The 14,344-nt window shown below is 66.6% G+C and carries 12 protein-coding genes; 8 read left to right on the plus strand and 4 right to left on the minus strand.

The window, feature by feature from the left end:
* Nucleotides 1-30 precede the first annotated feature (30 nt).
* Nucleotides 31-1,464, minus strand: coding sequence for an FAD/NAD(P)-binding protein (locus ACZ6SF_RS04635; RefSeq protein WP_466060600.1), 1,434 nt, complete (start codon nt 1,462-1,464; stop codon nt 31-33).
* Nucleotides 1,465-1,624: 160 nt separating this feature from the next.
* Between ACZ6SF_RS04635 and ACZ6SF_RS04640 the strand changes: the two genes are divergently transcribed.
* The gene (locus ACZ6SF_RS04640) at nt 1,625-2,761 is read left to right on the plus strand and encodes a LuxR C-terminal-related transcriptional regulator (protein WP_466060601.1); all 1,137 of its coding nucleotides are present in this window, start codon (nt 1,625-1,627) and stop codon (nt 2,759-2,761) included.
* Nucleotides 2,762-2,777: 16 nt separating this feature from the next.
* Here the strand turns inward: ACZ6SF_RS04640 and ACZ6SF_RS04645 are convergent, their stop codons facing one another.
* Complete coding sequence (locus ACZ6SF_RS04645; protein ID WP_466060602.1) at nt 2,778-4,136, minus strand: MFS transporter; 1,359 nt, start codon at nt 4,134-4,136, stop codon at nt 2,778-2,780.
* A 279-nt stretch (nt 4,137-4,415) separates the two neighbouring features.
* On the opposite strand from ACZ6SF_RS04645, the gene ACZ6SF_RS04650 reads away from it, so the two are divergent.
* Together ACZ6SF_RS04650 and ACZ6SF_RS04655 are read left to right on the plus strand one after the other, a co-directional pair.
* Nucleotides 4,416-5,264: an SDR family oxidoreductase gene (locus ACZ6SF_RS04650; RefSeq protein ID WP_466060603.1), complete on the plus strand. Its 849-nt coding sequence runs from the start codon at nt 4,416-4,418 to the stop codon at nt 5,262-5,264.
* A gap of 79 nt (nt 5,265-5,343) precedes the next feature.
* On the plus strand, nt 5,344-6,147 hold the full coding sequence (locus ACZ6SF_RS04655; RefSeq protein WP_466060604.1) for an enoyl-CoA hydratase/isomerase family protein: 804 nt from the start codon (nt 5,344-5,346) through the stop codon (nt 6,145-6,147).
* Nucleotides 6,148-6,228: 81 nt separating this feature from the next.
* Here ACZ6SF_RS04655 and ACZ6SF_RS04660 read toward each other — a convergent pair whose 3' ends face one another.
* Both ACZ6SF_RS04660 and ACZ6SF_RS04665 read right to left on the minus strand, forming a co-directional pair.
* On the minus strand, nt 6,229-7,077 hold the full coding sequence (locus tag ACZ6SF_RS04660; RefSeq protein ID WP_466060605.1) for a mycofactocin-coupled SDR family oxidoreductase: 849 nt from the start codon (nt 7,075-7,077) through the stop codon (nt 6,229-6,231).
* 42 nt (nt 7,078-7,119) lie between these two features.
* A complete protein-coding gene (locus tag ACZ6SF_RS04665) occupies nt 7,120-8,583 on the minus strand; it encodes an aldehyde dehydrogenase family protein (RefSeq protein ID WP_466061337.1) in 1,464 nt (487 codons plus the stop codon).
* A 674-nt stretch (nt 8,584-9,257) separates the two neighbouring features.
* Here ACZ6SF_RS04665 and ACZ6SF_RS04670 point away from each other — a divergent pair.
* The 5 genes from ACZ6SF_RS04670 to ACZ6SF_RS04690 are packed head-to-tail and all read left to right on the plus strand — an operon-like array spanning nt 9,258 to nt 14,341.
* Entirely contained in the window at nt 9,258-10,127 is an 870-nt protein-coding gene (locus ACZ6SF_RS04670) for an MlaE family ABC transporter permease (protein WP_466060606.1), read from the plus strand.
* A complete protein-coding gene (locus ACZ6SF_RS04675; protein ID WP_466060607.1) occupies nt 10,127-10,981 on the plus strand; it encodes an ABC transporter permease in 855 nt (284 codons plus the stop codon). The genes ACZ6SF_RS04670 and ACZ6SF_RS04675 overlap by 1 nt, the downstream gene beginning before the upstream one ends.
* A gap of 2 nt (nt 10,982-10,983) precedes the next feature.
* Nucleotides 10,984-12,246 (plus strand): MlaD family protein, encoded by a 1,263-nt coding sequence (locus tag ACZ6SF_RS04680; RefSeq protein ID WP_466060608.1) that lies wholly within the window; start codon nt 10,984-10,986, stop codon nt 12,244-12,246.
* The gene (locus tag ACZ6SF_RS04685; RefSeq protein WP_466060609.1) at nt 12,243-13,280 is read left to right on the plus strand and encodes an MlaD family protein; all 1,038 of its coding nucleotides are present in this window, start codon (nt 12,243-12,245) and stop codon (nt 13,278-13,280) included. Before ACZ6SF_RS04680 ends, ACZ6SF_RS04685 begins: the two co-directional genes overlap by 4 nt.
* 5 nt (nt 13,281-13,285) lie before the next feature.
* The gene (locus tag ACZ6SF_RS04690; protein ID WP_466060610.1) at nt 13,286-14,341 is read left to right on the plus strand and encodes an MCE family protein; all 1,056 of its coding nucleotides are present in this window, start codon (nt 13,286-13,288) and stop codon (nt 14,339-14,341) included.
* The last annotated feature ends 3 nt before the right edge of the window (nt 14,342-14,344 follow it).

A 14,344-nucleotide genomic window follows, 5' to 3' on the forward strand; every position in this document is an offset into this window, starting at 1 on the left:
GAAACGCCGCCCCCGCCACGGCTGCTGCCGCTACCCCGCGGCTGTCAACACCTGTGCGGTCCGCTGCGCGCGGACGGCCAGCCCGGCGATGCTCGAGGTGATGAACGAATCACCGCCGTGCAGGTCACCCAGGATATGGACCCGCGGGTCGGTGGAAACCAGCCCGCCTTCCGGGTGACGGGCGGCGAGCCCGGCGGAAACCAGGGATCCGACCAGCGTCTCCGCGCTGGCCGGAACGGTCTGCGGCGCGGGATTCACCGCGTTGATCACGATTGCCGCGGCCGAGTCGCCGGCGCCCCCGCGCATCCGGAACCCTCCGGAGACGGGTTCGACGGTTCGCAGACCACCCGCTACGGAGAGCTGACCGGAATCGAGCAGCCGCAGCACCGTTGCCGCGTTGATCGGCACCATGGGCGAGGCGAGTGCTGTCGCTGTGCGGAAATACCCGCGCAGGCGGTCGCGGTCGGCGGCGGGTAACAGCGGCCATACGAACGGTCCGAGCATATGCGCCGACTCCTGGATCAGCCGCCGGCCGATCCGGAGGTCGCCGACAGCGCCGAACTGTCGCCGGATTCTCGCGACCGGGTCTTCCCCCGGGGCGAGTATCTCGGCGGCCAGCCCGTCGGCGTCCTCTCCGGCCGCGGCGAGTTCTTCCCGGACGAGGGCGATGAGTGCGTCGAGGGTCACCGAGCCGTGTGCCCGGTGCCACTCGTCGATCCGTTCGCGCGTGAGCACCCGCGGCCGCCGGTCGATCGGTCGTTGCCAGATATGGGGTAGTTCCCCACTCCGGGAGTACAGCGTGATCGGGCCCCGGTGGCCGCGCGCGGCGAGCGAAACGACGATATCCACTGCCGTCAGGCCACTGCCGACGACGGCGACCGCGGCACCGGCGGGAACTCCGTCCAGAGTGGTCGCCAGCGGGTACGGGTCGGGGATGTAGCCCGGACAGCCGGTCAGCCGATAGGGATCCGGAGGAGTTCCGCCACCCACGCCCAGGACGATACGGGTCGCCGGAAGGCGTCGCCCCGAGGCGGTCAGGGTCTCGAATCCGGTTCCGGTAGAAGTGATTCCGGTAACGCGATCCCGGACGATGCGGACCTTCCACCCCTGCTCGCTCAGTGCCGCGACCGCCTTTTCGGCGGAGTGTGCCAGATAGTCCCCGTAGACGGCTCGGGGCACGAGTGGGCACCCCAACCGCTCGTCGAGATAGGCGGTGCCACTGTCGCCCAGCCAGCGCGCGTAGTGGTCGAAATCGCCCGCCCGGATCGACATGAGCCGGGGCGGCGTGTTGACCAGCACCGAATCCAGATCCGGGGTGTAGGGGCGGCCCCGCCACAACTGCGGCGCCGGTTCGAAGATCGTCGCCGTGCCGTTTCCCCGCTCCACACCCTCCGGTCCGCGGACAGCCAGTGCGTCGAGCAGGGCGACCGACGCGGCTCCCGCGCCGATGATCGCGATATCCATATCGTCCTCTCTTCTTCTGCGTGCCATTCGACAGTCGACGAGCCGACGGGATCGGACCATCCCCCGGCCGAAGGTGAACGGCCGGACCACAATCCCCCGAACGCGGGATTGCCGCGCGCTACGGGACGGGCAGGATGGAGGGATGGCGGAGGAACAGACGATGAGCGATGCGCAGCGCGGCATCCTGCGAACGGCCGATCGGGCCGGCGACGCCCTGGGCGTGTTCCGGAACGTCTCGGCCGGACTCGGCAGGGTTGTGCCGTTCGATTCGGCCGTCTGGACGTCCGCCGACCCCGAAACAGGTCTGATGACCGCTCCGATGCTGGTGCAGAACCTGGGGTCCGGTGAGGGATGCGCCGCCTACTGGGAGAGCGAACTGCTCGAAGAGAATATCGTCCCGTTTCGCGAACTCGCCTGCGCCGCGGTACCGGCCGCGTCGCTGCGGCGGGCGACCGGCGACCTCCCGGCACGCAGTGCGAGGTTCCGGCGGCTGCTGGCCGCGCAAGGTGTGCACGACGAGTTGCGGGTGGCGCTCCGCATCGGCGCGCGGCCGTGGGGGCTGGTGAGCCTCTTCCGCCAGGACAGGCCCTTCGCCCCCGAAGAGGTGGAACTGCTCGCCGGACTCTCCCGGCCACTCGCGGCGCGACTCCGTGGGTTCGCGGGGCCGGTACCTCCGGCGACCGGTACCGGCACGCCCTCGCCCGGCCTGATCCTCTTCGACGAGTCCGGTCGAGCGTTGTCGATGAACGAGGAAGCCCGGCAGCACCTCGCGGAGTTGCCGGCCGGACCGTCGGTCCCCTCGGCCCTCGGCCCCGATCTGCGGTTGCCCATCTGGGTCCTCGGCACGGTCCTGCAGGCCCGGGCGGTGGTGGCGGGACTCGACGACGGCCCCGCCCGGCTGCGGATCCGCACCACCGAAGGGCGCTGGTTGTGCTGCCATGCCTCGACGATGCGGGGTCCGGGCGCGCAGCCGGGCCCGATCGTCCTGGTCATCGAGCCCGCGACGCCGGCCGATGTGGCGGCTCTGATCGCCGAGGCCCACGGTCTGACCGGCCGGGAACTGCAGGTGACCCAGCTCATCGCCCGCGGTCTGGGAACCGGCGAGATCGCCGCGGCGCTGTTCCTCTCACCGCATACGGTCCGCGATCACATCAAATCGGTCTTCGCCAAGATGAAGGTCTCCAGCCGGGGCGAACTGGTGGGCCGACTGTTCACCGAACACTATTGGCCGGCCTTACCGGAACCGTCGCCGGTGACCGGAACGGCGCGTGGGCAGATAGTCCGGGTGGCCGGCTGAGGGCGGTGGGTCGCCGCTACCGGTTGCCCGCCGCTTCCCCGATACCGGGCACAGGGGTAGTGGTGCGCCGGGGAACGACGATTACGCGCGCGGCGGCTACCGCACCGAGGCCGATGAGGCCCACACCCGTGATCCATAGTGTCGGACCGAACGCGGAATCGGTGGCCAGGAGCAGGGCGCCGCAGACCAGCGGGGCGGTGCCGCCGCCCAGGACGGTGCCGATGTTCTGACCGAAGTTGGACGCGGTGTAGCGAATATGCGTGGGGAACAATTCGGCGATGTAGCCGAAGCCCGGCGCCATGACCATATTGGTGAGCACCAGGTAGATCCCCATCGCGACGAACAGCAGGAGCGGATTCTCCGTGGCGGACAGCAACCAGAACAGCGGTACCGAGGTCACGAGAAAAGCGGCGAGAAGGCAGGTGAGCATCCGCGCCCGGCCGAATCGGTCGGTCAGCGCACCGGACAGCGGGACCCAGAGTGCGCCGAACACCATCGCGCTCGCATAGGTGATGAGAACGGTGGCGGTCGGCAGGTCGCGGTTGCCCGCGAGGTACACGCCGAACCATTGCGCCACCCCCGCGGTTCCGTTGACGCCGATGGCGACACCGCCCGCCACCAGCATCGGACGCCAGTGTTCGCGCAGGGTCTCGGCCAGCGGGGAACGCGCCACCGCGTGCTGCCGCGCCAGCCGGACGAACTCGGGGGAATCCTCGATCCGCCGGCGCAACAGGAAGGCGAGCAGCGTCAGCGGGCCGGCCACGAGGAACGGGATCCGCCAGCCGAAATCGGTCATATCGTCCGCGGATACGTTGAGCGCCAGGATCGCGGCGAGAACGGCGCCGCTGGAACCGCCGAGGCCCGCGCCGAACGGAGTCAGCGAACTCAGCAGCCCGCGCTTGGCCGGCGGCGCGGACTCGATGACGTAGGTCACCGAACCCAGCATCTCGGCCCCGGCCGAGAGTCCCTGCCCGATCCGCAATGCGACCAGCGCGAGCGGTGCGAGGACGCCGATCGAATCGTAGGTGGGCAGGAACCCGATCGCCACCGAGCAGCCGCCCATGAGGACGACCGTGGCCATCAGGGCCGTGCGCCTGCCCTGCCTGTCGCCTATCCGGCCGAAGACGATTCCCCCGATCGGCCGGGCTACGAATCCCGCGCCGAAAACGCCGAGGCCGACCAGGAAGGAGGTGGCGTCGTTCTCGGACGGGAAGAACAGTGGTGCGAAATAGACCGTGAGGACTCCGTAGAGAGCGAAATCGTAGTACTCGATGAAGGTTCCGGCGAATCCGGCGGCGGCGGCCCGGCGCGCGGTCCGCGGAGCACGTTCCGGTCCGGCTGGTGCAGGATCGGGAGAGGTGGCGGTCGAACTCAACTCCGGGCTCCTTCGGGTTCGGGCAGCTACTCACCGTCGCGGAGCGCGTACGAGTGCATTACCGAATTGATTACAGTATATGGGACATCAAGCGACGCGGTGGGGTATGGAGGTCGAACGGCCCGGTTTCGAGGCGGCGGGGCCGATCTGCGGAGATCGCGACAGTCGCTTGTACTGTAATGTATACGATAACAGTATCGGCAGTGTGCTGATGTGCAGCGCCCGGAGGCGGTGCGGACGAGATCCGCGGTGGTGCCGGGGCGACCGGAACGAGGTGTGATGAACGGGACCGACAAACCCCTGATGGGCAAAACCATGGTGATGTCGGGGGGAAGCCGTGGTATCGGGCTCGAGATCGCCAAGCGCGCGGCTGCCGACGGCGCGCGGATCACGTTGATCGCCAAAACCGATCAACCCCACCCGAAACTTCCGGGCACCATTCACGCCGCCGGTGCGGAAATCGAGCGTGCTGGGGGCTCGGTCCTGAAGTTCGTCGGCGATATCCGCGACGACCGAGCCGTGGCAGCCGCCGTGGCGGAAACGGTACGCCGATTCGGCGGTATCGATCTGGTGATCAACAACGCCTCGGCGATCGACCTGGCCGATACGGAAGCACTGTCGATGAAACGCTACGACCTGATGCAGGACATCAACTGCCGGGGGAGCGTCCTGTTGTCCAAACTCAGTATTGCCGCACTGCGCGAATCCGCCCGGCGTGGTCGCAACCCGCATATCCTCACCCTGTCGCCACCGCTGAACCTCGAACCGCGATGGGCCGGTGCGCACCTGGGGTACACGATCGCCAAGTACGGAATGTCTCTGACCACGTTGGGGCTGGCCGAGGAACTGCGCGCCGACGGAATCGCGGTCAACTCGCTGTGGCCACGTACGACCATCGCCACGGCGGCCATTCGCAACCGTCCCGGCGGCGCCGAACGCAGTGCCTTGTCGCGTACTCCGCAGATCTGTGCCGATGCCGCCTATCTGGTCCTGACCTCACCGTCGGCGACCACCACGGGGAATTTCTTCATCGACGACGAGGTGCTCGAATCCCGGGGGGTCACCGACCTGGACAAGTACCGTGTGACCCCCGGTGACGGTCCGCTCACCACGGACCTGTTCCTCTGAGCCCCACCGCTGAGACCGGGAGCTCCGGGAAGCCGAGCGCGCCGGCCGGATCTCGTACAGGACGATACGGAGTAACGCAATGGACGCCGAACCCGCGCTGCGGCAGCAACAGAACGGCGGGGTGCTGACCCTCACCCTGAACCGCCCACACCGGAAGAACGCGATCACGCTCGCGCTGTGGATCGCGCTACGCGACGTGCTGGCCGATGCCGCTCACGATCCGGCGGTGCGCGCGGTGATCCTCACGGGCGCCGGCGGGGCATTCTGCTCGGGGGCCGATGTCGTCGACAGTGATCCCTACGCCCCACCCTTCACCAAATTGCGGGCGATATCGGCGGTCGCCCAGCAATTGCACGACCTGCCCGTACCGACTCTCGCCAAGGTCCGGGGTGTAGCGGTCGGCGCCGGATGGAATCTGGCGCTCGGGTGCGATCTCGTCGTCGCGACCCCCGACGCGAGCTTCTCCCAGGTCTTCGCCCGGCGGGGACTATCGGTCGACTGCGGCGGTTCCTGGCTGCTCCCGAAACTCGTCGGCGTTCAGCAGGCCAAGCGACTGGCCCTGCTCGCGGAACACATCGACGCGGCGGAGGCGCACGCGCTGGGGCTCGTGACCTGGATCCGAGGCGAGGGAGAGATCGACGGCTTCGCCGACGATCTCGCCGCGCGACTCGCGCAAGGGCCTCCTGTCGCGCTCGCGCACACCAAAGCGCTGATCAACGAAGGCGCCGACCGGACATTGCGAGAAGCGCTCGCCGGCGAATCCCGGGCCCAAGCGGTCAACTTCGCCACCGGTGATGTGCCGGAGGCCTACGCGGCATTCACCGAAAAGCGTCCGGCGCAATTCTCCGGTTCGTGGAACGTGCGCCGAATCGATTCCGAATAGGGCGGCGGGGCCGGGGCCACACGCCGGGTGTGCGATAAGCCCTATCGCACACCCGGGCGAGGTTCGAGGTCACCGATCCGGCTACCTGCCCCAGGGGACGGCTTTGACGAACCCCCCGGCGTCGACCCGCAACTGACTTCCCGTGATGTAGCGGGAGTCGTCGGAGGCGAGGAAGACGATGAGATTCGATACGTCCTGCGGTTCGATGTAGGGGATGGGCATCGCCTGCATCGCGGGGAACGCGGCCTCGGCCTCCTCGCGGGTGGGGGTCTCCTTGTCGGGGCGGAAGACCTTGTACATACCCTCGTTGTGCAGCATATCGGTGTTGACGTTGGTCGGATGCACGGCATTGATCCGGATCATCTTGCGCGCCAGCTGGTTGGACAGATCGTTGACATAGTGGGCGACGACCTGTTTGGCGAGACTGTAGGCCGATCCGCCCGGTCCCTGTTTCGTCGAGCTACCCAGTTGTGCCGCCAGTGATCCGGTGGCGATGATCGACGCGCCTTCGCCGAGATGGGGCAGGCTCGCCTGGACCACGTTGAAGACACCGGCGAGGTCGGTATCGATGGTGTCCGACCAGGATTGCAGCGTCTGGGCCTTGCCCATCGGCGCGATTCCCGCATTGGCGACCACGATGTCGAGGCGGCCCAGCTCCTCGACACCCTGCCCGATGGCGTTCCAGACCGCGCCGCGCTCCCGTACATCGACCACGACGGGATGGGCCCGCACCCCTTCCTTCTCGATCAGCCGTACCGTCTCGTCGAGCTGTTCCGGCCGGGCCAAGGGGTAGGTGTTGCCCTCGAGGTCGGCGCAGATGTCGAGGGCGATGATGCTCGCGCCCTCGGCGGCGAGGTTGATCGCATGCGAGCGGCCCTGTCCGCGGGCGGCGCCCGAGACCACCGCGACCCTGCCATCCAGTTTTCCCACTGGTTGTCCTTTCCTTCGTGCTGTGATCGGTCTCGGGTTTTGTCAGCCGCGAGAACGGATCCGGTATCCGAGCGTTTTCGTTTCGAGGTACTGCTGAAAACCTTCGAGCCCGCATTGGCGGCCGACGCCGCTGTTCTTGTAGCCGCCGAACGGGGCGTCGGCGCCGTAGAACATGCCGCCGTTGACGCCGACGGCTCCGGCCCGGATCCGGCGGGCGATCCCCATGGCGCGGTCGGTCGAGGCGGACAGCACCGCGCCGGCGAGGCCGTAGGCGCTGTTGTTCGCGATGCGCAGGGCCTCCTCGTCGTCGGAATAGGGGATCATCACCAGGACGGGGCCGAAGATCTCGTCCTGGGCGATCGGCAGGCCCGGGTCCTCGCAGACGAAAACGGTGGGCTCGGCATAGAACCCGCCGGTGAGGTGTTCCGGGAGGTCTTTCGGCGTCCCTCCACCGGTGATCAGGCGGGCGCCGTCGCGCACCGCCCGGTCGTGGGAGCCGAGGACTCGAGCGCGTTGCGCCGCGCTGATCAACGGTCCGACAACAGTCTCCGGAGCTGCCGGATCACCGACGGGTACCGCCTGGAACGCGGCCGCGACGCCGTCGACCATCTCGTCGAACATCGAGCGGTGCACCAGCATGCGGCTGGTGGCGGCACATGCCTGACCGGCGTGTACACATACACCGGCGGCGCTGCGCAACGCGGCCCGCGGGTCGGCGTCGTCCAGTACGACGAGGGCGGATTTACCGCCCAGTTCGAGGAATGTCCGCTTCATCGTATCGGCGCCCTGCCGCATGAGCATGCGGCCGACGGCGGTGGATCCGGTGAAGGAGACCATATCGACCCGTGGGTCGGTGGCCAGAAGTCCGGCGACCTCGTTCGACGGGGTCGGCACGACATTGACCACGCCCGGGGGGATATCGGTCTTCTCCGCGACCAGTCGTCCGAGCCGGGTGGCGTTCCACGGCGTGTGCGGGTCCGGCTTGAGTATCACGGTGTTACCGGCGGCGAGGGCGGGTCCCAGCTTGTTGAGCACGACCTCGACGGGGAAGTTCGACGGACAGATCGCCGCGACGACGCCGACCGGTTCCTGAACCACCGTGCGGACGTTGCGGTCGCCGAAGAGTCCGCCGCCGGTGAGTTCACGCTCCCAGCCGAACTCGTCGATCAAGCGGGCCGGATACCGCAGTGCGTCGGCGAGTGGCCAGTCGAGCTGGGCGATATAGGTGGTGGAGATCGGGCAGCCGACTTCCGCGACGAGCTCCTCGCGGAGCTCGGCGGTCTCGGATTCGAGGGCGTCCTGGAGTTGTTCGAGGCACCGCTGCCGCAGTGCGGGGTTCGTCGGCCAGTCGGACTCGTCGAACGCGCGGCGTGCCGCCGCGATCGCGCGGAGCATATCCTCGGGGCCGGCAGCGGCGGTCGTGCCGAGAACCTGCCCGGTCGCGGGGGCGATGTTGTCGAATTGTGCCCCGGATGCAGCATGGACCAGCTCCGCGTCGATGAGCATCCGGGTTTCGGCGCGTTGGGCGACCCGGGCGCCCAGTTCCGGGCCGGTAGCCGTGTTCTCCCCGGTGTCGCTCACATCGGCCTCCTCTACTGCGGTGTGTGACCCACGGACTGTAAGTCTGCTTACGGTATCAAAAACCGTATGGCTTACGGTAGCCTGACTGTGCCGCTTGCGACGGCGGTCCGGGCCATCGGCGTCCGGTGTGCTCGGAGGGGTTTGCGTCCCGGCCGGGTTCCGCTGTGGCCGCGCCGACTGCTCGGTGTGGCTCATGAAACCGCGCGATTGTAGTTGCAACGGTAAGCCATACCGTATAGTTCTGGTCGGGTGGCCGGGTTGTCATAGTGGCACCCGGTTCTCGGGCCCTGCAGGAGAGGAGGAGTCGCGAAGGCGGGCGCCCGGGGTGGGTTGTTGTTCTGTCGGCGGGGCGAAGCAATCGGAAATACGCAATTTTCAGAAAGTGCCGGCTTTCTCGGCGGCTCGCGCACGATTCGGTGCCGCGAGTATTCGGTCATTTCCGTTTCTATGTGACCGAAAAATCGCCCCTGAAAATTGTCGAAAACAGTATTGACGCATGTTGTGAGCTGACGCACACTCTAGTCTCGGAATGGTCGCAGGGCTCTGATTGGAGACTTCGAAAGATGATGATCCGGCCAGGGTCCGGGGTGTCGGCCCGAATGACGACTACCGGAAGATCCGAAAATGATTTCCCGGTAGTCGATACCTCGTCCAGTCAGGTGCTCTCGTGGTTCCGGGGGTATTTGGATCGGCATCCGGGAACCGCGCTGGCCACCGTCGGGAGCCAATTTCTGCTGGGTGTCCGTACCGTGCAATTCCTCGTCGCCGATCTGATCGCCGGCCGGCTCGCTTTCGGCGAGTGCGTGCGTCAGGCGGCGTTCATGGCGTCGGCGGCCGTGGTACCCACGATTTTCGTTTCGCTTCCGATCGGTGTCACGCTGTCCATCCAGTTCGGACTCATCGCCGGCCAGGTCGGGGCCACATCCCTGGCCGGCGCGGCCAGTGGACTGGCGGTGATCCGGCAGGGTGCGCCCATGGTGGCGGCCCTGTTGATGGCGGCGGCCGTGGGCTCGGCCATCTGTGCCGATCTGGGATCACGCAAGATTCGCGAAGAACTGGATGCCATGGAGATCATGGGTGTCTCGGTGATCCGGCGATTGGTGGTTCCGCGTTTCTTCGCGGCGATCGTCATCGGTGTCTCGCTCACCGGAGTGGTGTGTTTCGTCGGATATATAGCGGGTTTCGTTTTCAACGTCGTAGCGCAGGGGGGTGCGCCGGGAAGTTTCGTGGCCACCTTCGCCTCGTTCGCTACCGTCGGTGATCTCGTCCTGACCCTGATAAAGGCAGTGGTCTACGGTGCGATTGTCGCCGTCGTGGCCTGTGAGAAAGGTCTGAACACGAAAGGCGGGCCTGCCGGTGTAGCGAATGCCGTGAATTCTACAGTGGTCAGCTCGATAATTCTGCTCATGATCGTCAATGTTGTATTCACGCAGTTGTCCATGCTGCTATTTCCCAGGCAGGGTTTGTAATGGCATCCCGGTATTATCCGGCCGGAACTCGCGCGCTCGTTCGGTCGTCCGCCGAGCTGGCCACGGTCTTGGCGCGGCTCGGGCACATGTTCACGTTCTTCTTCCGGGCCGTAATAGGTATTCCGGTGATGCTGCGCCACTATCGCAGCGAATTCATGCGGATCCTGTCCGATATCGTCTGGGGTAACGGCTCGATCGTCGTCGGCGGCGGTACAGCCGGAGTGATCATCGTGCTGGGTGCGGCCGGCGGCGCGATAGTCGGGCTCGAAGGATACAACGCCCTGCACCTGCTGGGTATGGAACCCGCGGTCGGGCTGATTTCGTCCACGGCGTCGACCCGGGAACTGGCTCCCATCATGGCGTCGCTCGCCTTCGCTGCCCAGGCCGGGTGCCGATTTACCGCGCAACTCGGCGCGATGGGTATCGCCGAGGAGATCGATGCAATGGAATCCATGGCGATTCGATCCATCGCATACCTGGTCAGTACCAGGGTTCTCGCCTCGGTGATCGCCATCATCCCGCTCTATCTGGTGTGCCTGGCGGCGAACTACATCGCGGTCGAAGTGATCGTGGCATCGTCCGGGGGATTGTCGGGTGGTACGTATCAGCACTACTTCCAGCTTGTTCTCACCGGCCCCGATATCGCGTATTCGCTGGTGAAAGCCGTGGTTTTCGTCGTGCTCACCACGACGATCCAGTGCTACTACGGTTTCTACGCCGCCGGTGGTCCGCAGGGCGTAGGTATCGCGGCGGGCCGGGCGATGCGGGCGGCGATCTCGGTCATGATCGTGGTCAATCTACTGCTGACCGTTGCCTTCTGGGGTATCGGTACCAGCGCCAGGCTCGGGGGGTAGGCGTGCCGACGTTGTTCGACAAAGACGGCCGGGGGCCCTCGCTGCTCGCCCTGGTGCTGCGTGGAATCCTGCTGGTCGCCGTTATCGTGGTGTTCGTCGGTGCGGTTCTGATGAAGTCGGCGGGCCGATTCGACAGTCACGCCGAAGTGGTCGCGCTGCTCGACGAGGTGGGCGACGGCCTGCCCCCGCGTTCGGATGTCAAATTCCAGGGTGTCCTCGTCGGCACCGTCGCCGAGGTAACTCCGGCCACGGACGACGGTCCCAGCCGGGTCCGGCTGGAACTGGATCCCCATCACCTCTCGGATATCCCCCGCACCGTGACGGCCCGGGTGGTGCCCAGCAACCTGTTCGCGGTCTCCTCCGTGCAATTGGTCGACAACGGGCCGGCCCCCGGGCTGTCGGCAGGAGCGGAGATCTCGCAGGACAGCAGCCTGTCGACGGTTCAATTCCAGACCGCGCTCACCAAATTACGCGATATCGTCGCCGCGAGCGCCCGTATCGGTGCCAGTGACACCGTGGGTGTCCTGTCGGCTGTCGCCGGAGCCACCGACCGGCGCGGTGGCGATATCGTTCGCGCGGGCGCCCAGCTGGACCGGATCACCCGTGAGCTGTCGGCTCTGATCGCTGCCCCGGGCCAACCCTCGACCCTGACCGCGCTGGCGGACGCGGTGCGTGGGCTCTCCGCGACCGCGCCGGATCTCCTGGACGCCCTCAATCACGCGGTGGTACCGCTGAAGACTCTGGCCGGCCAGGAATCGCGGCTGATGGATCTGCTGACCGCCGGTAACGCGACGCTGTCGACGGTCGCGGGCGGTCTGGAGACCCACACCGACCAGGTGGTCACGGTCACCGATCGGCTGACGCCGGTCCTCGACGTGTTCGCCGCCGGCAGTCCCGAGTTCACGCCGATCGTGGGGCGGATCAAGCGGCTCTCCGATGTCTGGTTCGCCGAATTCTGGAACAGTGAGAAGCAGATCGGTACCGGGAAGTTCCAGATCCGCCTCACCCCGGATTCGCCGTACACCCGCGCGGATTGCCCGCGATACGGGCAACTCGAAGCCCCCAGCTGTACGACCGCGCCCGTCGAACCGACCGTCGCGCCGCTACCCGCGGCGCTGGATCCGCGGTCGATGCCCGGCCCGGTCCTTCCGCCGGAAGTGATGGCGGTGATCGACCGGGTCCTGCGAGGCGAGGCCGATCCGGCGGAATTGCTGCTGGGACAGCTGCTCACCGACGGCCCCGCACCCACCGGAGGTGTCCGATGACCCAGAGACGAACCATGATCGGCCTGAGTCTTTTCCTGGTGATCGCGTTCGCGCTCATCTGGATGACCTTCGTGACCCTGCACCGCGGTGTGGACGGGCCGACGAGAACCTATGACGCGATCTTCACCGATGTCACCGGTCTGCGTATCGGCGACGACGTCCGGATGGCGGGTGTCCGGGTGGGCCGGGTGGACGGTGTGGAACTCGACGGTACACAGGCGCGGGTCCGGTTCCGGGTACAGGCCGAGCAACGTGTGTACAGCGACACGACCGCCGCGATCACCTATCAGAACGTGATCGGCCAGCGCTATCTCGGACTGACCAGGGATATGCGGGCGGGCGCGGAGGAGCTTCCCGACGGTGGCGAGATTCCCGTCTCCCGGACCGAACCGTCTTTCGACCTGTCCGCGCTGCTCAATGGCTTCGAACCGCTTTTCGCCGGGCTGGATCCGGCGCAGGTCGACAACCTGACCGGGGCCCTGGTGAAGGCTTTACAAGGCGATGGTGGTTCGCTCACGGTGCTCATCCAGCAGCTCTCGGCTCTTGCCCAGACGGTGGCCGGACCCGATCAGGTGCTCGGCTCGGTCATCGGCAACCTCGACCAGGTGGTGCAGGGACTCGCTTCACGCGCGGGCGATTTCAGCATGTTGATCTCGAGCACCCGGACCATCGTGGACGGGCTGGCCCGTCACCGTGACGAACTGCTGACCACCGTCACCGAGGTATCGACCGTCGCAGACCGGATGGCGGGTGTCGTGGAACAGGACCGCCCGGCGCTCGACGAGATGCTCGGCCGTGAGCCCGGATTCACACGCCATTTCGAGGAACACAAGGACGAATTCGCCTATCTCGGCTTCAACCTGCCCGCATTGATGAAGGGCCTGGCCCGGATCAGCCAGGAAGGCACTTTCCTGAACGTCTACCTGTGCAACCTCAATTTCACCGCTGTTCCGGCACTGTCGAATCTGATTCCGGCGATTGTTGAAATGTCCTCACCGAGTGGGACCGTCCGGCAATCGCCCATCTGTAGGTGAGAACAATGAAGAAGCCATCGTTTCGTGTACTGCGGCGGCTCCGGCCACCACTGCGTCCCCTGGAGAACTACGACAAACGGAAACTGGGCGCCTCGGCGCTACTGGTACTGCTCGTGGTCGTGGCCGCGACCCTGGGCGTGAACTCGCTGGGACCAGGAACGCGCACGTTTACGGCCGAATTCGCACAGGCGGCCGGTCTGAAGGTGGGAGACCGGGTCAGCGTCGCCGGAGTACAGGTCGGGTCGGTATCGGACCAGGAGCTGGCCGGTGACCGGGTTCTGGTGACCTTCGAGGTCGGTCGCGATGTGCCGCTGGGGGTGGAGACAACGGCCGCGATCAAGCTGACCACCCTGCTCGGTGCCCGCTATATCGAACTCCGGCCCGCCGGTCCGGGCGAGGTTCCCGGGAATCGGATCGGGTTGTCGCGTACGGCGGTTCCCTACGATCTGCAAACGGCGCTGGAGAACGCGACCACCACATTCGAGGACGTGGACGCCGAACAACTCGGGACCTCGCTGGACGCCCTGGCCGGGCAACTGGAGGGTGTGCCCGCCGTCCTCCCGGATATGCTGCGCAATATCCGCTCGCTGGCGGCCATTCTGGGTAGCCGGCGTGATGAGCTCGGTTCTCTGCTGGCCGGTGTCCGCGAGCTGACTTCGGTGGTGACGGCCCAGCGCGACGATATCGCGGCGATCGTCACCGTCGGCCGGGATCTACTACAGGACATCAATTCACGGCGCGACGCCATCCAGACCTTGATGACCGCGACCACCCGCCTCGTCGAACAGGTGCAGGCAATCGTGGGGAATCGTCCCGAGGTCGACGAACTGGTGCACGGTCTGCAGGGGCTGCTCTCGAGCCTCGCCCGCCACGACGATCTGCTGCGCAACACCCTGGAGATCCTTCCCGTCTCGGTACGCAATCTGGCCAATGCGTCCGGGTCCGGTAACTCCGTCGATTTCAGCGCACCCGGCGGCGTGCTCGTCGACTCGTGGATGTGCTCGCTGAGCGGCCGTGCCGGTCAGCTGAACCTGCCGCCCTACTTCCAGGACTGCAAATGAGAA

The sequence above is a fragment of the Nocardia sp. NPDC049935 genome, from assembly GCF_055586645.1.